The 18,212-nt window shown below is 71.5% G+C and carries 13 protein-coding genes and 2 pseudogenes; 11 read left to right on the forward strand and 4 right to left on the reverse strand.

The annotated features are described in order from the left end of the window. The first annotated feature begins 119 nt into the window (after positions 1-119). From V2W30_RS22240 to V2W30_RS22270, 7 genes and pseudogenes are all read left to right on the forward strand, one after another. Complete coding sequence (locus V2W30_RS22240; protein WP_338699043.1) at positions 120-398, forward strand: glutaredoxin family protein; 279 nt, start codon at positions 120-122, stop codon at positions 396-398. Between the two features lie 310 nt (positions 399-708). Then, positions 709-1,503: a redox-sensing transcriptional repressor Rex gene (locus V2W30_RS22245; RefSeq protein WP_338699045.1), complete on the forward strand. Its 795-nt coding sequence runs from the start codon at positions 709-711 to the stop codon at positions 1,501-1,503. Continuing rightward, positions 1,500-3,177, forward strand: a pseudogene (locus V2W30_RS22250) (glutamyl-tRNA reductase). Before V2W30_RS22245 ends, V2W30_RS22250 begins: the two are co-directional and overlap by 4 nt. Next, the gene (gene hemC / locus V2W30_RS22255; RefSeq protein WP_338699047.1) at positions 3,174-4,151 is read left to right on the forward strand and encodes a hydroxymethylbilane synthase; all 978 of its coding nucleotides are present in this window, start codon (positions 3,174-3,176) and stop codon (positions 4,149-4,151) included. The pseudogene V2W30_RS22250 and the gene hemC overlap by 4 nt, the downstream one beginning before the upstream one ends. After that, positions 4,148-5,824 (forward strand): bifunctional uroporphyrinogen-III C-methyltransferase/uroporphyrinogen-III synthase, encoded by a 1,677-nt coding sequence (locus tag V2W30_RS22260; protein ID WP_338699049.1) that lies wholly within the window; start codon positions 4,148-4,150, stop codon positions 5,822-5,824. Before hemC ends, V2W30_RS22260 begins: the two co-directional genes overlap by 4 nt. A gap of 88 nt (positions 5,825-5,912) precedes the next feature. Beyond that, on the forward strand, positions 5,913-6,902 hold the full coding sequence (gene hemB / locus V2W30_RS22265) for a porphobilinogen synthase (protein WP_338699051.1): 990 nt from the start codon (positions 5,913-5,915) through the stop codon (positions 6,900-6,902). A 24-nt stretch (positions 6,903-6,926) separates the two neighbouring features. Then, positions 6,927-8,081: a winged helix DNA-binding domain-containing protein gene (locus tag V2W30_RS22270; protein WP_338699053.1), complete on the forward strand. Its 1,155-nt coding sequence runs from the start codon at positions 6,927-6,929 to the stop codon at positions 8,079-8,081. A gap of 1 nt (position 8,082) precedes the next feature. On the opposite strand, the gene V2W30_RS22275 is transcribed toward V2W30_RS22270, so the two are convergent. The 4 genes and pseudogenes from V2W30_RS22275 to V2W30_RS22290 form a co-directional block, all read right to left on the reverse strand. Then, positions 8,083-8,625 carry a hypothetical protein gene (locus V2W30_RS22275; protein ID WP_338699055.1) on the reverse strand — a complete coding sequence of 181 codons (543 nt, stop codon included), beginning with the start codon at positions 8,623-8,625 and terminating at the stop codon, positions 8,083-8,085. Between the two features lie 98 nt (positions 8,626-8,723). Continuing rightward, positions 8,724-9,389 (reverse strand): DUF4232 domain-containing protein, encoded by a 666-nt coding sequence (locus tag V2W30_RS22280; RefSeq protein WP_338699057.1) that lies wholly within the window; start codon positions 9,387-9,389, stop codon positions 8,724-8,726. A 680-nt stretch (positions 9,390-10,069) separates the two neighbouring features. Continuing rightward, entirely contained in the window at positions 10,070-10,246 is a 177-nt protein-coding gene (locus tag V2W30_RS22285) for a hypothetical protein (RefSeq protein ID WP_338699059.1), read from the reverse strand. A gap of 203 nt (positions 10,247-10,449) precedes the next feature. After that, positions 10,450-13,430: pseudogene (locus V2W30_RS22290) on the reverse strand (BTAD domain-containing putative transcriptional regulator). A gap of 251 nt (positions 13,431-13,681) precedes the next feature. Between V2W30_RS22290 and V2W30_RS22295 the strand changes: the two are divergent. From V2W30_RS22295 to V2W30_RS22310, 4 genes are all read left to right on the forward strand, one after another. Beyond that, a complete protein-coding gene (locus tag V2W30_RS22295) occupies positions 13,682-14,941 on the forward strand; it encodes an amidohydrolase family protein (protein WP_338699060.1) in 1,260 nt (419 codons plus the stop codon). A gap of 125 nt (positions 14,942-15,066) precedes the next feature. Continuing rightward, complete coding sequence (locus tag V2W30_RS22300; protein ID WP_338699061.1) at positions 15,067-15,996, forward strand: TIGR03619 family F420-dependent LLM class oxidoreductase; 930 nt, start codon at positions 15,067-15,069, stop codon at positions 15,994-15,996. A gap of 22 nt (positions 15,997-16,018) precedes the next feature. After that, on the forward strand, positions 16,019-16,807 hold the full coding sequence (locus V2W30_RS22305) for an SDR family NAD(P)-dependent oxidoreductase (protein WP_338699063.1): 789 nt from the start codon (positions 16,019-16,021) through the stop codon (positions 16,805-16,807). A gap of 125 nt (positions 16,808-16,932) precedes the next feature. Further along, positions 16,933-18,057, forward strand: a complete 1,125-nt coding sequence (locus V2W30_RS22310; protein WP_338699065.1) for an LLM class flavin-dependent oxidoreductase — start codon at positions 16,933-16,935, stop codon at positions 18,055-18,057. Positions 18,058-18,212: the final 155 nt, after the last annotated feature.

The raw sequence follows: 18,212 nt of genomic DNA on the forward strand, positions 1-18,212 counted from the left end.
CATAGCCAGTCCGTTCCCCGGTTCCGGGGTCGAGCGGATTTCGGGAAGCTGTCACGTTGTGAAATCCCGGCTACGCAAGGCGTCGTAAGGGGTGCGGGAAGGGGGCCAGAATGGCCGGTATGAGTCCCATTTTTCGCCGGAGCGAGAAGAAGAATCCGCAGGAGCGCCTCGTCACGCTGATCGGCAAGCCGGGGTGCCATCTGTGCGACGACGCACAGGCGGTGATCGAGAAGGTCTGCGCCGAGGTCGGCGCGCCCTGGGAGAAGAAGGACATCAATGAGGACGAGGAGCTGTACCGGAAGTACTGGGAGCAGATCCCGGTCGTCCTGATCGATGGCGCGCAGCACGATTTCTGGCGGGTGCAGGAGGAGCGGCTGCGGCGGGCGCTGATCGGCTAGGGCGTCGTACACGTCACTGACCGATGAGTCCAAGTGGGTCCCGAAAGTCGCTTAGGATCGGGGGCGGTTTTGGTCTCGGGGGCGTGGATCGTAAGGAAGGTGTGCGGTTTTGCCCCCCACAGGTGAGCAACGAAGCTGCCTGCGCGCCGGTTCCATTTCCGCGCGCCGGGGGCGCGTGACCCCGGTCACGTTGGCCGGGCAAATCGGACACCATCTTTGTGCACGCGTTCACAAAGACATAGCCTGCATTCGACGGGGCGGTCTTGGAACGAATCGCCGCCCACAGCCCCGCTCTACCCGCAGGAGCACCGTGGCAACTGGCCGAACTCACCGACCGGCGACCCGCAGCCGAGGCATTCCCGAGGCCACCGTCGCCCGGCTTCCGCTGTACCTCCGAGCCCTCACCGCTCTGTCGGAGCGCTCGGTGCCCACGGTCTCCTCCGAGGAGCTCGCGGCCGCGGCGGGGGTCAACTCCGCGAAGCTGCGCAAGGACTTCTCCTACCTCGGGTCGTACGGGACGCGCGGTGTCGGCTACGACGTCGAGTACCTCGTCTACCAGATCTCGCGCGAGCTCGGCCTCACGCAGGACTGGCCGGTCGTGATCGTCGGTATCGGTAACCTCGGTGCGGCGCTTGCCAATTACGGTGGTTTCGCCTCGCGCGGGTTCCGTGTCGCGGCCCTCATAGACGCGGATCCGGCCATGGCCGGCAAGCCCGTCGCGGGCATGGCCGTGCAGCACACCGATGAGCTGGAAAAGATCATCGACGACAACGGCGTCTCCATCGGCGTCATCGCGACTCCGGCCGGAGCCGCGCAGCAGGTCTGCGACCGGCTCGTCGCCGCCGGTGTCACCTCCATCCTGAACTTCGCGCCGACCGTCCTGTCCGTGCCGGACGGTGTCGACGTACGCAAGGTCGACCTCTCCATCGAGCTCCAGATCCTCGCCTTCCACGAGCAGCGCAAGGCCGGCGAGGGCGCGATCGAGGCCGCCGAGGGCGCCGTCGGCGTCGAGGGGCCCGCCGCCAAGGTCACCAAGCCCGCCGCCGGCGGCGGCACCCACCGCAAGGGACCCGACGGGGACGTGCCCGCCGTGATGCCGGCATGAGTCTCCTCGTCGTCGGGCTGAGCCACCGCAGCGCCCCGGTCAGCGTTCTGGAGCGGGCCGCGCTCAACGCGGACACCCAGGCCAAGCTCCTTCAGGACACTCTCGCGGCCGAGCCGGCCACCGAGGCCGCCGTCCTCGCCACCTGCAACCGCATCGAGCTGTACGCGGACGTCGACAAGTTCCACGCCGGTGTCGCCGAGCTGTCGACGCTGCTCGCGCAGCACAGCGGGGTCGGTCTGGACGAGCTCACTCCTTATCTTTATGTGCACTACGAGGACCGGGCGGTGCACCACCTGTTCTCGGTGGCGTGCGGGCTCGACTCGATGGTCGTCGGCGAGGGCCAGATCCTCGGCCAGATCAAGGACACCCTGGCGCGGGCGCAGGAGCTGCACTCCGCGGGCAAGCTCCTCAACGACCTCTTCCAGCAGGCGCTGCGGGTGGGCAAGCGCGCCCACTCCGAGACGGGCATCGACCGCGCCGGTCAGTCGCTGGTCACCTTCGGGCTCGAACAGCTCGCCGTGGGCCGGTCCGTGGACGCCTGGGCGCGGGACAAGCGCGCGCTCGTCATCGGCGCCGGGTCGATGTCCTCGCTGGCCGCCGCCACGCTCGCGCGGGCCGGAGTGGCCGAGGTCGTCGTCGCCAACCGGACCGCGGAGCGCGCCGAGCGCCTCGTCGCCCTTCTCGAAGAGAACTACGGACACGGCCGGAGCGAGGCCGGTACCGCCGCCCGTGCCGTCGCCATGGACGCCGTGGCCGACGAACTGACACGTGCCGACGTCGTCATCTCCTGTACCGGCGCGACCGGTCTCGTGCTCACCGCCGAGGTCGTCCGCGCCGCCGTCGCGGGCCGCACGCCGACCGCGGGCGCCGAGGTGCCCGCCCCCTCGACTCCCGCCTCCGGCAAGGGTGTTGTCGACAGCTGCCCGGTCGAGGCCGTGCGCGGCGGGTTCTCCGTCGAGGGCGAGGCCGCCGTCGCCGGGTTCGACGCGGCGGCCCTGGAGCAGCACGGCGCCTGGGTGGACAACGCCCCGGGCCGGCGGGTGCGCGCCCCGAGCCGTCCGAGGCCGACGCCATCGCCGCGCTCGCCGCCGCGGGACGTGTGCCGGAGATGCGCCGCGAGCGCACCCCGAGCCCGTGCGCCACGTGGCGCTCGCCCTGCTCGACCTGGCGATGCCGCGTGACATCGACGCGGCCGCGCACCGTATCGACGGGGTCCGCCTCGTCGACATCGAGTCCCTCGCCGAGGCCTCCGCCGACGCTCCGATGGCCGCCGACGTGGACATGGTGCGGGCGATCGTGGGCGAGGAGGTCACCGCGTTCGGCGCCGCCCAGCGGGCCGCGCACATCACGCCGACCGTCGTCGCGCTGCGCACGATGGCCGCGGACGTGGTGGCGAACGAGATCGCGCGCCTCGACGGCCGGCTGCCCGGCCTCGACGACAAGCAGCGCGCGGAGATCACCCAGACCGTGCGACGCGTGGTGGACAAGCTCCTGCACGCGCCGACCGTACGGGTCAAGCAGCTGGCGGCCGAGCCCGGCGGCGCCGGGTACGCGGACGCTCTGCGGACCCTGTTCGACCTGGACCAGGAGACGGTGGCTTCCGTCTCCCGTGCCACCCCCCAAGACCGTGAATCCGCAACCGGCACGGCAGGTAAGAATCGAGGCCCGGCATGACAGCCGAGAGAGCACTGAGGCTGGGCACCAGGCGCAGCAAGCTGGCCATGACCCAGTCCGGGCATGTCGCCGAAGCCGTACGCCAGTTGACCGGCCGCGAGGTCGAGCTCGTGGAGATCACCTCGTACGGTGACGTGAACCGCGCGCACATCTCGCAGATCGGCGGCACCGGGATCTTCGTCACCGCGCTGCGCGACGCGCTGGAGAGCGGTGAGATCGACTTCGCGGTGCACTCCCTCAAGGACCTGCCGACCGCGCAGCCCGACGGTCTTACGCTGGCCGCGATCCCGGAGCGCGAGGACCCGCGCGACGTACTGATCGCCCGCGACGGACTGACGTTCATCGAGCTGGCCGCCCAGTCCCCGACGGGGGCCGCCAGGGTGGGCACCGGTTCGCTGCGGCGCATGGCGCAGCTCAACGCGTACGCGAAGAGCCACGGCCTGCGGATCGAGACCGTGCCGATCCGGGGGAACATCGACACCCGCATCGGTTACGTACACAAGGGGGAGCTGGACGCCGTCGTTCTCGCGGCGGCCGGGCTCAACCGCATCGGGCGGAGCGGAGAAGTGACCGACTTCCTCTCCACCGACATCGTCCTGCCCGCCCCCGGTCAGGGGGCACTGGCAGTCGAGTGCACCGCCAGGAACGGTGAACTCGCCGCCACGCTCGCCGAGCTGGACGACCCGGTCACCCGGGTCGCCGTGACCGCCGAGCGAGCCCTGCTCGCCGCCCTGGAGGCCGGCTGCAGCGCACCTGTGGGTGCGTTGGCCGACCTGCTGGCCGACGGGCAGATTGTCAAGGAAATGCGCCTGCGCGGCGTCGTCGGTTCCGCCGACGGCTCCGAGCTCGTGCAGCTGTCCACCACCGGTCCCGTGCCCTCGTCCGAGGACGAGGCGCTGGCTCTCGGGCGCGAACTCGCCGCCGAGATGCTGGCCAAGGGTGCGGCCGGTCTGATGGGGGAGCGAGCACTTTGAGCCCCACCACCGCTGAATCGACCGCCTGCGCACCTGGGCACGTCACCTTCCTGGGTGCCGGTCCCGGTGACCCAGGACTGCTGACCCTACGGGCCGTGGAGGCCCTGACCCGAGCGGATGTGCTGATCGCCGAGCCCGAAGTGCTCGACGTCGTACGCACGCACGCCAAGTCGGGCGTGACCGTGCTGGACGCGGACACGCCGGGGCTCACGGCTGCTGCTGACGAGGCGTCAACTGCCGTCGCGGTCCCGGCTCTGAGGGACTGGGCCAATCTTGTCATGGAGGCCGCGCGGGGCGGCAAGCGGGTCGTGCGTGCGGTCTCCGGGGACCCCGGGCTCGACACGTACGCGGCCGAGGAGATGCTCGCCTGCGCCTCCGAGGGCATCGACTTCGAGGTCGTCCCGGGTGTCGCGGCGGCCGTGGGCGTGCCCGCGTACGCCGGTGTCCCGCTGCGGGACGCGCAGGGCGCGGATGTCCGTTTCGTGGACGCCCGGACCGCCTCCGACCGCTGCTGGACCGAGGTCGGGGCCTCCGACGGCACGGTCGTCGTCTCGACGACGCTCGACGCCGTGGCCGCGGCCGCCGGTGAGCTGGTGACGGCGGGCCGCAAGCCCGACACCCCGCTCTCCGTCACGGTCGCCGGTACGACGACCCGGCAGAAGACGTGGTCGGCGACGCTCGGCACGATCGCGCAGACCCTGAAGCAGGCCAAGGTGCTGCCGTCGCCGGAGGGCAACCGCCCGGTGATAGCCGTGGTCGGTGAGCGCAGTGCCGCCGCCCGGCGCGACCAGCTGTCCTGGTTCGAGTCCAAGCCGCTCTTCGGCTGGCGGGTGCTCGTGCCGCGCACCAAGGAGCAGGCGGAGTCACTCTCCGACCAGCTGCGCTCGTACGGCGCGGTGCCGCACGAGGTGCCGACCATCGCCGTCGAGCCGCCGCGTACGCCGCAGCAGATGGAGCGCGCGGTCAAGGGCCTGGTCACCGGCCGCTACGAGTGGATCGCCTTCACGTCGGTCAACGCGGTGAAGGCCGTCCGCGAGAAGTTCGAGGAGTACGGGCTCGACGCCCGCGCCTTCGCCGGGATCAAGGTCGCGGCGGTGGGCGAGCAGACGGCGAACGCGCTGATCGCGTTCGGCGTCAAGCCGGACCTGGTGCCGAGCGGTGAGCAGAGCGCCGCCGGTCTGCTGGAGGACTGGCCGCCGTACGACCCGGTCTTCGACCCGATCGACCGCGTCTTCCTGCCGCGTGCCGACATCGCGACCGAGACCCTGGTCGCCGGGCTCATCGAGCTGGGCTGGGAGGTCGACGACGTCACGGCGTACCGGACCGTGCGCGCCTCGCCGCCGCCGGCGGACACCCGTGAGGCGATCAAGGGCGGTGGCTTCGACGCCGTGCTGTTCACGTCGTCGAGCACGGTGCGCAACTTGGTCGGTATCGCCGGCAAGCCGCACAACGTGACGGTCATCGCCTGCATCGGCCCGGCCACCGCCAAGACCGCCGAGGAGCACGGCCTGCGGGTCGACGTCATGGCTCCGGAGCCTTCGGTGCACAAGCTGGCCGCCGCGCTCGCCGACTTCGGTGCCCGGCGCAGGGACGCCGCCATCGAGGCGGGCGACCCGGTGACCCGGCCCAGCGAGCGCCGGCCGGGGGCGCGGCGCCGCAGGGCGGCTCCGTAGGAGAGAGTGGGGGCGGGCACCCGGTTTCGGCCGGATGCCCGCCCCGCTTCGTTTTCGTAGGTACGTGTAGGTACGAGGTGACAGACCAGTGACTCGGTACGGCTCTTTCCCCGGTTCGCGGCCCCGGCGGCTGCGCACGACTCCCGTGATGCGGCGCATGGTCGCCGAGACGCGACTGCATCCGGCCGACCTGATCCTCCCGGCGTTCGTGCGGGAGGGGATCGCGGAGCCGGTGGAGATCGGTTCCATGCCGGGCGTGTACCAGCACACCCGTGACTCGCTGAAGAAGGCGGCCGTCGAGGCCGTCGAGGCGGGGGTCTCCGGGATCATGCTGTTCGGCGTGCCGCTGGACGAGAAGAAGGACGGGGCCGGTACGGACGGCACCGACCCGGACGGGATCCTCCAGGTCGCGCTGCGCGACGTACGGGCCGAGGTCGGGGACGACCTCATCGTCATGTCGGACCTGTGCCTCGACGAGTTCACCGACCACGGGCACTGTGGGGTGCTGGACGCGGACGGCCGGGTCGACAACGACGCCACCCTGGAGCGGTACGCCGAGATGGCGCAGGTGCAGGCGGACGCGGGCGCCCACGTGGTGGGTCCCTCGGGGATGATGGACGGTCAGATCGGCGTCGTCCGCGACGCGTTGGACCAGATCGGCCGTGAGGACGTCGCGGTCCTCGCCTACACGGCGAAGTACTCGTCGGCGTTCTACGGGCCGTTCCGCGAGGCCGTCGGCTCGTCGCTGCGGGGCGACCGCAAGACGTACCAGCAGGACCCGGCCAACGCCCGTGAGTCGCTGCGGGAGTTGGCGCTCGACCTGGAGGAGGGCGCCGACATGGTCATGGTCAAGCCGGCGGGTCCCTACCTCGACATCCTGGCGCGGGTGGCCGCCGAGTCGGACGTGCCGGTGGCCGCGTACCAGATCAGTGGCGAGTACGCGATGATCGAGGCGGCGGCGCAGCGCGGCTGGATCGACCGGGACAAGGCGATCTTCGAGTCGCTGACCGGCATCAAGCGGGCCGGCGCGAGCATGATCCTGACGTACTGGGCCACCGAGGTCGCGCGGCAGCTCTGAGCCCGGGGCGGCACAATGCGCGGTATGGAGATCACCGCGCTGGCACTCAACAGGTCAACCCTGGCACGGCAGTTGCTCCTCGAACGGGCCGCGCTGCCGGTCGAGGACGTGGTGAAGCGGGTTGTCGCGCTCCAGGCGCAGCAGCCCGCTTCGCCGTACGTGGCCCTGTGGAACCGGGTGGCGGGGTTCGAGGCGGCGGCGCTGGACGCGCTGTACGCGGACTTCCGGGTCGTGAAGTCGACGCTGATGCGGATCACGCTGCACGCGGTGCACGCCGACGACTACCGGGAGTTCCGGGCGGCGGTGGAGCCGACGGTGCGCGGGGCCCGGCTGCGGGACCGCCGGTTCACGGCGTCGGGTCTGACGGAGACCGACGCGGCGGCGCTGCTCCCCGAGTTGCTGTCGCTCGCCGAACGCCCGTGTGGAGCTCGGGAGTTGGGGGAGTGGCTTGCCGGGCGCGCGGGTGTGGACGCGGTGGCGGTGCGGCCCGCGTGGCGGATGCTGCGGCAGTGGGCGCCGCTGTGGCACGCGCCGGTGGCGGGGGCGCCCTGGGGCTTCACGTCGGACAGCCGGCAGGGGTTCGTGGCGGCGCGGGGCGCGCTGCCCGACCTCGCGGACGCGCGGGCCGTGGAGGCGGGGCTCGGCGCGCTGATCCGCCGCTATCTGGAGGGCTTCGGCCCGGCGTCGGTGGCGGACATGGCCCAGTTCGGGCTCGTACAGAAGGGGCGGGTGCGGGCGGCGCTCGGGGCGGACCTGGTGGAGCTGGCCGGGCCGGGAGGGCAGGTCTTCTACGACGTACCCGGCAGGGACCTCCCCGCCGAGGACGTGCCGGCGCCGCCCCGGCTGATGGCGATGTGGGACAGCGTGCTCCTGGCGTACGCCGACCGGGGCCGGGTCGTGCCGCCCGAGTACCGCAAGCACGTGACCCGGGTGAACGGGGACGTGCTGCCGACGGTCCTGGTGGACGGGTATGTCGCCGGGGTGTGGCGCACGGTCGACGGGGGCGGTGTGGAGGTGGGGGCGTTCCGGCCGCTGCCCGCCGCGGTGTGGGAGGCGCTGGAGGAGGAGGCGCGCGGGTTGCGGCGGCTGCTCGGGGAGCGGGACGAGACGGCGTACCGGCGCTATGACCACTGGTGGGCGAAGGGCCTGCCGGTGGCGGAGACGCGGCTGTTCGCCTGAGCTACCGGTCGGCGGCCCGGCGGCGTACGACGTAGAGGGCGCCGCCGACCGCTCCCGCCATGAGGAGGCCGCCGAGGACGAGCTGCGCGGTGTCGGTCGCGGAGATCCCGTCGTCGCCGCCGATGCCCGCCTTGACGCCCTTGTCGACGGTGGGGTTCTCGGTCCAGCCGTGGTCGCCGCTGCCGCCGTGACCGACCTTGATGCGGTGCGTCGACGTGCTGCCGCCCTCGCAGGACACGGACACCGAGTGGGTGCCGGTGGCCGACTCGGAGACGGTGGCGGTACCCGTGTACGTACCGGCCGACCCGGTCGACAGCCGGACGGACTCCGAGAACGCGGTGGAGGTGGCGGTCGCCGAGGTCGCCGTGCAGCCTCCCGCGACGGAGACGACGACCGTGGAGCCGGGGACGGCGGGGTCGGGCGTGATGGAGAGCGAGGGCTTGTCGGGCCACCCGGGCTCGTTCTCGGCGTGGGCGGGGCCTGCGACGGCCAGGACGGTGAGGGCGGCTACGGCTACGGCTGCGGGGCGGGCGGCGGCTCGCATCAGCGGGCTCCGTTTCGATGGGGCGGCGGGCGGACCGGTGGCTCCATGGAACGCAGAGGCGGGGTGCGAGGGCGCGCGGTGGTAGGCCGAACGCGCGGTTACTGCTTGCCCGTGCCGACGGGGTCGACGGTGACGCCCGCTTCGGAGGGGGAGTTCGTGACGGGGAGGTTGAGGGTGACCGGCAGGGTCTTGGAGTGCGTCTCGTTGGGCGGCGTGACGACGATCTGGGTGATCGTCAGGCCGGAGCCGCCGGTGTCGTTGCGCGGGGTGTGCAGAGTGAAGCGGGTCGTCTCGCCGTTCTTCAGGACGACGCTCGGGGCGGCGACGTCGCTGCGCGCGGCGCTGATGCCGCCGGGGCCGCTGTCGGCCTTGAGGTCGACGCCCGGGAAGCCCTTGAGGTAGCAGGCGTCGCCGGTGTTCCTGAGGCTGACCAGGAGGTCGCCCTCGCCCATGCCGTGGGAGGTGCTGAAGGCGAGGTTCGCGGTCTTGCAGGGGCCGGTGTTGATCTGGCCGCCGCCGCTGCCCTCGTCACTGTCGCCGCCGCCGCTCGTGGAGCTCTGGTCGGCGGCGTTGCTGCCGCCGGCGCTGCCGGAGCCGTCGGACGGGGCGGAGGAGGACGGGGCGGAGGAGGACGGCGTGGAGGAGGAGGGTGCCGAGGAGCCGGAGTCGCTGCTTCCGGCGGCGTCGTCGTTGCCCTGGCAGGCGGTGAGCGAGAGGCCCGCGACGAGGGCCAGGGCGGCGAGGGCGGTCTTCTGAGCACGCATGGTGGTCGTCTCTTCCTTGCGGTCGGCGCGGTGGGTGGGTGCTTGGTGTCGTGCGGTGCGTCTGACCCGTAGGACCCACGGGGCGCGGGGAGCCGTTCCGCTCGACCGCGTGCTCATACATGGCCGTTACATGGGATGGGGCGGTGAGGGTGGTGCGGAGGCTGCTCGTACGCCGCCGGATGCTCGGCCGCGAGGCGCTCCGGACCCCTGTTCGACCCCGGGAAATGGGGGGCTACGGGGGTGTGGGGCGGCTGCGGGGGCGGGGCCGGGGTGGTGGTTTCCCGGTGCGGGTGGCGGAGGCGTGCGGTGGTCGACGGCTGGAACGGTTCCGTGACAGGGGGGTTGTTGATCCCGTACGGGGTGCTGTGCCCTGTGCCGTGTGCCGTGTGCCCTGTGTCCGGAGGGCGTTGGGGCGCGGGCGGGAGCGGGATGTGTGCCGTAGGAACGGGCGAGGGGGCCGAGCTTGGGCTCGGCCCCCGGTGCGTCGTGTGCTTGTCGGTCCTACGGCATGTGGCTGTCCTGCGGTGCGACCGGCATGTGGCTGTCCAGGGTGGTGACCGATCCGTCGGAGGGTCGAACGGATCACGCCACCGATTGTTCTGAAGCGGCGTCGGACATGCCTCGGCCGCGGCGGCTCCCCCTCCGCGCCGCCGCGGCCGATCCCCGTCGGGAGAGAAGGTCTATGCGCCCGTGGCAGGCGGCGCGGGCATGTGGCTGTCCATGGTGACGATCGCGTCGTCGCTCGGCGGAGCAGGCATGTGGCTGTCCATGGTGACGATCGCGTCATCGCTCGGAGGGGCCGGCATGTGGCTGTCCTGAGTGGTGGCCTCTTCGATCTTCTTCTTGTCGTCGCTCATCGCGATAACTCCCCTGTATGGACGGCGTTATGGGTTGGAAACGCCCGCTCGGTGACTCCCCCGAGGGTCCCCGAACGGGCGTTCCAGGGCCGCTCACCATATCTGTGGGGCCCCTGGCGATCCGTCTGCCCCCCGACGCGACGGTTCGACAGACCGAGAGTCCCAGGTACTCATAAACGTTCGCTGAACGCCTGTGGCTGATGTCAGGCGGCGATCGGGTTGAGCAGCCGGCGCAACTCCGCGGCCTCGTGTGTTCCCGCGAGGTCATGGATGGCCAGGGCCTCCCGCCAGCAGGCTCTGGCCCGGTCCGTCTGGCCGAGGGAAGCGAGGGCGCGCCCCAGGAGGGTCAGCACGTTGGCGCGCATCCACTCACCGCCGATGCAGCCGGTGGCCAGCGCCTGTTCGGCGTGCTGGGCCGCCTGGGCCGGCATGCGCGCGGAGAGCAGCACCTCGGCCATGCGGTAGTGCGTCGTGCCCTCCCAGAGCCGCTGACGGCTCTCGACGAAGACCTGGAGCGCCTCGGAGAGCTGGTCCAGGGCCTCTGTGTGCCGGCCGCTGTGGCTCAAGGCGATCCCGAGGGCGTAGCGGGCGTTGGCGAGCCTGAAGGTGAGGCCCAGTTCGTCGTAGATCGTGATGCCCTGGCGGGCCAGCTCCACGGCGCGGGAGGTCTGTCCCATGTCGACGAGGACGCGTGAGAGATTGCACAGGGCGCTGGCCTCGCCGGGGCGGTTGTCGTCGGCCCGGAAGGCCTCCACCGCCGTGAGCAGGTAGACCTCGCTCGACGCGCGCTGGTTCCTGAGGTTGGCGATGATGCCCTGCTCGTTCGGCGCGTTGCCCCGGGTCCAGGGGTCGCCCGACGCCTGGCCGAGCTCGACCGCGCGCGTGGCCTCGACCTGGGCCTGGTCGAACTGGCCGGCCCTGCTCAGCACCTGGGCGAGGGTGGTGCGGGCGCGCCCTTCGGCATGGGGCTCGCCCGCGGCGGCGGCCGCGTCCCGCGCGGCTCGCGCCACGGCCTCGTAGCGGAGCGAGCTGACTCCGGACTCGGCCAGATCCTTCGAGGCCAGGAGAAGGTCGACGGCCCGCCGCAGGAAGGAGTTCAGGGACTGCTGGACGCACGACAGGATGCAGCCGGCCTCCGAATGCAGCCAGTCGAGCGCCTTGGTGTCATCGGCGAACTGCCGGCCCGGCACGGAGGTCGTCTCCAGGTGGTCGACCGTGCGGTCCCCCGGCCGCTCGATCGCATAGACCCGGGCCGCCGTGGCCAGATAGAAGTCCAGCAGGCGGGACATCGCCGCGCCCCGCTCCGCCGGCGGCATCTCGTCGCGTTCCGCGCACGCACGCGCGTAGAGCCGGACCAGGTCGTGGTAGCGGTATCTGCCCGGGGCCGCCGACTCGAGGAGGGACGTGTCGACCAGGGATTCCAGGACGTCCTCGGTGTCCTCGGGGGTCAGGTCCAGGACCGCCGCGGCCGCCGCGAGGGAGATGTCGGGGCCGTCCGCGAGGCCCAGGAGGCGGAAGGCTCGGGCCTGGGCCGGTTCCAGTTGGCCGTAGCCGAGTTCGAAGGTGGCCTTCACGGCGAGGTCGCCGGCCTGGAGTTCGTCGAGGCGGCGGCGTTCGTCCGCCAGCTTCGCCGCCAGGACCGAGACCGTCCAGGTGCGGCGGGCCGCCAGGCGGGAGGCCGCGATGCGGATGGCGAGCGGGAGGAAGCCGCATGCCGCGACCACGTCCAGTGCCGCCTTGCGCTCCGACGCGACGCGCTCCTCGCCGACGATGCGCGTGAAGAGGAGGAGGGCCTCCTCCGGTGACATGACGTCCAGGTCCACCAGGTGCGCGCCCGCCAGGTCGACCATGCGGACCCGGCCCGTGATCAGTGCCGCGCACCCCTCCGTCCCGGGGAGCAGGGGTCTGACCTGGGCCGCGTCGCGGGCGTTGTCGAGGAGGACCAGGATGCGGCGGCCGTCGAGGGTGGAGCGGTAGAGCGCCGCCCGTTCCTCCAGGGAGTCCGGGATCGCCGAGTCGGGGGTGCCCAGGGCTCTCAGGAACGAGCCGAGGACCGTCTCCGGCTCGGCCGCCCGCGCACCCGCGCCCTGGAGGTCCACGTACAGCTGGCCGTCGGGGAACGACGCGCGGGCCGCGTGGGCCACGTGCACCGCGAGGGTCGTCTTGCCGACGCCGCCGATGCCCGCCACCGCGGAGACGGCCATCACCGAGCCCGTGCCCTCCTCGGACGACGCCGACGACAGGACCTCGCTCAGTTCCGTCACGAACGAGGCCCGGCCGGTGAAGTCCGGGACGGTGGCCGGGAGTTGGGCGGGGCGGATCGGCGCGGCGGCGGCCTGGGGGCCGGGGCCGAGGGCTCCGCGAGGGCCGGGTCCGCCTGGAGGATGCGCTGTTGCAGCTCCGACAGGCCGGGGCGCGGGTCCACGCCGAGCTCGTCGGCCAGCAGGCGGCGCGTGTCCGCGTAGACCGCGAGGGCCTCCGCCTGGCGGCCGCTCCTGTACAGCGCCAGCATCAGCAGTTCGCGCAGCCGCTCACGCAGCGGGTGTGCCGCGGTCAGGGCCGTCAGTTCCGACACCGCTTCCGCGTGGCAGCCCTGTTCCAGGTCCATGTCGAGGCGGGATTCGAGGAGTTGGAGCCGCCACTCCTCCAGGCGGGCGCGCTGGGTCTCCGCGTACGGCCCCGGGACGTTCGCCAGGGGTTCGCCGTCCCACAGGCCCAGCGCCTTGTTCACCAGGAGCCGTGCCTGGCAGAGGTCGTTCGACTGGCGGGCCTTCTCCGCGTCCGACCACAGGAACTCCGCCGCCGCCAGGTCGAGCGCGTCGCGGCTCAGCGAGCGGATCGCGTAGCCGCCCGACTCGCTGACCAGGATGTCGGGGCCGAGGACCTTGCGCAGCCGCGACGCGTACGTGCGCAGGGCGGCGAGGGCCTGGGAGGGGGACTCGTCGCCCCACACCGCGTCGATGAGTTCACCGGCGGTCGCCGTGCGGCCGTCCCGCAGGAGCAGTGCCGCCAGGAGGGCGCGCTGCTGCGGCGATCCCGTCGCCAGCGGTTCGCCCCCGCGCCAGGCCCGTACCGGGCCGAGCACGCTGAAGCGCAGGTCGGCGGTCCGGTCGGCCGACTCCGCCGAGGTGTCCTCGGGCATGCCGGACCGTCGCTGCTCCGGCACCCGCGGTACACCGTCCATCGTCGCTGCCCCCCTGCCGCCGCACAGCACCCGTCACTCACATCTCGTTCGTACGTCGTCCAGACGGCGCGCCGACGCGGCGGCGCGCGGTCGAGGACAACTCCGTCAGTTTGCCTTGTTCATGGCGGATACGTCAGCCGCGGGAGACAGCCATCACAGACATCTCACGTGTCCGTACCTCACCACCCGTCGGTATCGCGCCCGTGACGCGCTAGCTGACGGGTCGTCAGATCGGCGCTACCGTGGCCCGTATGGAGACTTCGGAGACCGCCAACGCCCAGAACGCCCTGAAATCGACCGAGTTCCCGCGCATCATCTCCGTCGACGACCACACCGTCGAACCGCCCACCGTGTGGTCCGACCGGCTGCCGAAGAAGTACCTCGACGTCGGTCCCCGTATCGTCCGCGCACCCCTGAAGGAAATGACCTTTCTCGGGGGAAAGTTCGCACCCGTCATGGGCGAGCCCGGGGACGACGGGCCCATCGGCGACTGGTGGGTCTACGAGGATCTGCACCGGCCGCTGACCCGGCTGGACACCGCCGTCGGCTACGACAGGGACGAGATCAAGCTGGAGGTGATCACGTACGAGCAGATGCGGAAGGGGTCGTACGACGTCCCCGCCCGGCTGGCCGACATGGACGTCAACCATGTGCAGTCCGCCCTGTGCTTCCCCACCTTCCCGCGCTTCTGCGGGCAGACCTTCACCGAGGCGTCGGACCGCGAGCTCGGGCTGCTCGGGGTGCGCGCCTACAACGACTGGATGGTCGAGGAGTGGTGCGGTCCCGAGGCCCGGGGGCGGCTGATCCCGCTCACCCTCATCCCCCTGTGGGACGCCGAGCTCGCCGCCGCCGAGGTGCGCAGGAACGCCGCCCGGGGGGTCCGCGCCGTCGCCTTCTCCGAGATACCGCCGCACCTCGGGCTGCCCAGCGTCCACACCGACGCCTGGGACCCGTTCCTCGCCGCCTGTGACGAGACCGGGACCGTCATCGCCATGCACATCGGCAGCAGCAGCAAGATGCCGAGCACCTCGCCCGACGCGCCGCCCGCCGTCGGCTCCACCATCACCTTCGCCAACTGCTGTTTCTCCATGGTGGACTGGCTCATGAGCGGCAAGTTCGAGCGGTTCCCGAACCTGCGGATCATGTACGCCGAGGGGCAGATCGGCTGGATTCCCTACATCCTGGAGCGCGCCGATGTGGTGTGGGAGGAGAACCGCGGCTGGGGCGGCGTCGCCGACAAGGTCATGAAGCCGCCGAGCGAGTACTTCGCCGACCACGTCTACGGCTGCTTCTTCGACGACGCCTTCGGCCTGAAGAACCTCGACGCCATCGGGGTCGCCAACGTCCTCTACGAGACCGACTATCCGCACTCCGACTCCACCTGGCCGAAGTCCAAGGAGGTCGGCGAGGCGCAGATGGGGCACCTCGCGCCGGACCTCGTCGAGCGGATCGTGCGCGGAAACGCCATCGAGCTGCTCGGGCTGAACGCCGACGGGCTCTGGGCTCCGTGACGGAACAGCCGTGCGCACCCCCTTGCCTGACGGTTCGTCAGCTACGACGATGAGGGTCGCCGTCTGATGTGACGGACCGTCAGATACGGGCCTGCGTGAGGCCCGGACAGGGGCAAGGGGTTGTCATGGCGTCACTCGCGTATGGGATGCAGCTTCCGGTCCAGTCGCAGAGCACCATCTACGCCGAATCGTGGGAGGCGGCCGCGGGGCCCGGCGACCTCGTCGAGATCGCCCGCGCCGCCGACCGGGGCGGCTTCGCGTACGTGGCCTGCTGCGACCACGTCGCCATTCCGCGCCGGCTGGCCGACGCCATGTCGACCACCTGGTACGACCCCGTCGCCACGCTCGCCTACCTCGCCGCCGCCACCGAGCGCGTCCGGCTGCTGAGCCATGTCGCGGTCGTCGGGCTGCGGCATCCGCTGATCTCCGCCAAGCAGTACGCGACCCTCGACCACCTGAGCGGCGGGCGGCTGATCCTCGGGGTCGGGGCCGGGCACGTCCAGGAGGAGTTCGAGGCGGTCGGGGCGGACTTCGCGCGGCGCGGGGCGGTGCTCGACGAGACGATCGACGCGCTGCGGGCCGCGCTCGGCGCCGACGAGTTCCCCACGCACAAGGGCGAGTTCTACGCCTTCGAGGGGCTCGGGCAGCGGCCCAGGCCCGCGCAGGCGCGGGTGCCGGTCTGGGTCGGCGGGTCCTCCGCGCCCGCCGTGCGCCGGGCCGCGCTCAAGGGTGACGGATGGCTGCCGCAGGGCGACCCGCGCGACCGGCTCCCGCGGCAGATCGAGAAGGTCAGGCGGCTGCGCGCCGAGGCCGGTGTCGAGGCGCCGATCGTCGTCGGGGCCATCACCGAGCCGCTCTACGTCGGCGCGCCCACCTGGGACGTGGGGCGGCGCACCCTGTCCGGCGACCCCGAGGCCATCGCCGAGTCGCTGCGCGCGTACGCCGCGATGGGTGTCCATCAGATCCAGGTCCGCTTCCGCAGCCGGGAGCGCGCCGAACTCGTCGACCAGATCACGGCGTTCGCCGCCGAGGTCGCTCCGCACCTCAACCAGTAGGCAACAGAAGGGGACTGATCCCATGGGGAAGCTCGACGGGCGGGTCGTACTCATCACCGGTGCGGCGCGCGGGCAGGGCGAGCAGGAGGCGCGGCTGTTCGCGGCGGAGGGCGCCAAGGTCGTCGTCGCCGACGTGCTCGACGACCAGGGCGAGGCCGTCGCCAAGGACATCGGGGCCGCGAGCGCCGTCTACGTCCATCTCGACGTGAGCGAGGAGGAGGAGTGGGGCGCCGCCGTGCGCGCCGCCAAGGGCGCGTTCGGGAAGATCGACGGGCTCGTCAACAACGCGGGGATCCTGCGGTTCAACGAACTCGTCTCGACGCCGCTGGCGGAGTTCCAGCAGATCGTGCAGGTCAACCAGGTGGGGGCGTTCCTCGGGATCAAGTCCGTGGCTCCCGAGATCGAGGCCGCGGGCGGCGGGACCATCGTCAACACCGCCTCCTACACCGGGGTGACCGGGATGGCGTACGTGGGCGCGTACACCGCCACCAAGCACGCCATCGTCGGACTGACGCGGGTCGCCGCCCTGGAGCTGGCCGGCAAGGGGATACGCGTCAACGCCGTCTGCCCCGGCGCCATCGACACCGCCATGAGCAACCCCGCCCAGCTCGATCCCGCCGCGAACACCGACGAGGCCACCGAGGCGCTCGCCGAGCTGTACGGGAAGCTCGTGCCGATCGGGCGGGTCGGCCGGCCGGAGGAGGTCGCGCGGCTCGCGCTGTTCCTCACCGCCGAGGAGGACTCGTCGTACATCACCGGGCAGCCGTTCGTGATCGACGGGGGCTGGCTCGCCGGGGTCTCCGTCCTGTGACCGGGCCCGGCCCCGACCACCTTTCCTGACGCTGCGTCAGCTATTGACGCCCCCCTGCTCCGGTGGAACAGTCGACACATCCAATCTGACGGTTCGTCAGAAACTGACGAGGATGGTGAACCTCCTTGGAATTCGGGCTCTTTGTACAGGGATACGTGGGCAAGCAGGCGCTGACGGACCCGACCGCCGAGCACCGCGCGCTCATGAACGAGACCGAGTACGTCATCCAGGCGGACAAGTCCGGCTTCAAGTACGCCTGGGCGTCCGAGCACCACTTCCTGGAGGAGTACTCGCACCTCTCCGCCAACGACGTGTACCTCGGGTACCTCGCCCACGCGACGGAGCGGATCCACCTGGGCTCCGGGATCTTCAACCCGCTCGCCCAGGTCAACCACCCGGTCAAGGTCGCCGAGAAGGTGGCCATGCTCGACCACCTCAGCGAGGGCCGGTTCGAGTTCGGCAGCGGGCGCGGCGCCGGCAGCCACGAGATCCTCGGGTTCATCCCTGGTGTGACGGACATGAACTACACCAAGGAGATCTGGGAAGAGACCATCGCCGAGTTCCCGAAGATGTGGCTCCAGGACGAGTACGTCGGCTTCCAGGGCAAGCACTGGTCGCTGCCGCCGCGCAAGATCTTCCCGAAGCCGTACGGGACGTCGCACCCGGCCATGTGGTACGCGGCCGGGTCCCCGCCCTCGTACGCCATGGCCGCCCGCAAGGGGCTCGGGGTGCTCGGGTTCAGCGTCCAGAAGGTCTCCGACATGGAGTGGGTCCTGGAGCAGTACAAGACCGCCATCCAGGACGCCGAGCCCGTCGGCGACTTCGTCAACGACAACGTCATGGTGACCTCGACCGCCATCTGCGCGGAGACCCATGAGAAGGCCGTGGACATCGCGGTGAACGGCGGGCTCAACTACCTCCAGTCGCTCGTCTTCCGCTACCACGACACCTTCCCGCGGCCCGAGGGCATACCCGAGTGGCCGGAGATCCTGCCCGAGTACTCCGCCGAGATCATCGAGCTGCTCATCGCCGAGGAACTGATGATCTGCGGTGACCCCGACGAGGTGCTCCAGCAGTGCAAGCGGTGGGAGCAGGCGGGCGCCGACCAGCTGTCGTTCGGGCTGCCGATCGGGGTGTCGCACGAGGACACGCTGACGTCGATCAAGCTGATCGGGGAGCACGTCATTCCGAAGATCGACACGGATCCGGTGCACCGGACCACCAGGTTCCGGGGGCAGGCCGGGGCCTGACCGCTGAGCTGCCCCGATCTTCCTCCTCCCGGACCGGAAGATCGGGGCCCTCGCGCGCCGAGGTCGCGGGGCCGGGGCTCGGGCCCCGCGCCTCGATCGCTTCCGGCCGACGCCGGGAGGTGCCCCCTGAGGGGCTTGAACCTGCTGAGCTTGAA

This window comes from Streptomyces sp. Q6 (assembly GCF_036967205.1).
Classification (GTDB): domain Bacteria; phylum Actinomycetota; class Actinomycetes; order Streptomycetales; family Streptomycetaceae; genus Streptomyces; species Streptomyces citrinus.

Coding starts and splice junctions, on each gene's coding strand:
- V2W30_RS22300 (WP_338699061.1), top strand. CDS start 15,067: ATGGCGTCACTCGCGTATGGGATGCAGCTTCCGGTCCAGTCGCAGAGC.
- V2W30_RS22295 (WP_338699060.1), top strand. CDS start 13,682: ATGGAGACTTCGGAGACCGCCAACGCCCAGAACGCCCTGAAATCGACC.
- V2W30_RS22285 (WP_338699059.1), bottom strand. CDS start 10,246: ATGAGCGACGACAAGAAGAAGATCGAAGAGGCCACCACTCAGGACAGC.
- hemC (WP_338699047.1), top strand. CDS start 3,174: ATGACAGCCGAGAGAGCACTGAGGCTGGGCACCAGGCGCAGCAAGCTG.
- V2W30_RS22270 (WP_338699053.1), top strand. CDS start 6,927: ATGGAGATCACCGCGCTGGCACTCAACAGGTCAACCCTGGCACGGCAG.
- V2W30_RS22305 (WP_338699063.1), top strand. CDS start 16,019: ATGGGGAAGCTCGACGGGCGGGTCGTACTCATCACCGGTGCGGCGCGC.
- V2W30_RS22280 (WP_338699057.1), bottom strand. CDS start 9,389: ATGCGTGCTCAGAAGACCGCCCTCGCCGCCCTGGCCCTCGTCGCGGGC.
- V2W30_RS22275 (WP_338699055.1), bottom strand. CDS start 8,625: ATGCGAGCCGCCGCCCGCCCCGCAGCCGTAGCCGTAGCCGCCCTCACC.
- V2W30_RS22240 (WP_338699043.1), top strand. CDS start 120: ATGAGTCCCATTTTTCGCCGGAGCGAGAAGAAGAATCCGCAGGAGCGC.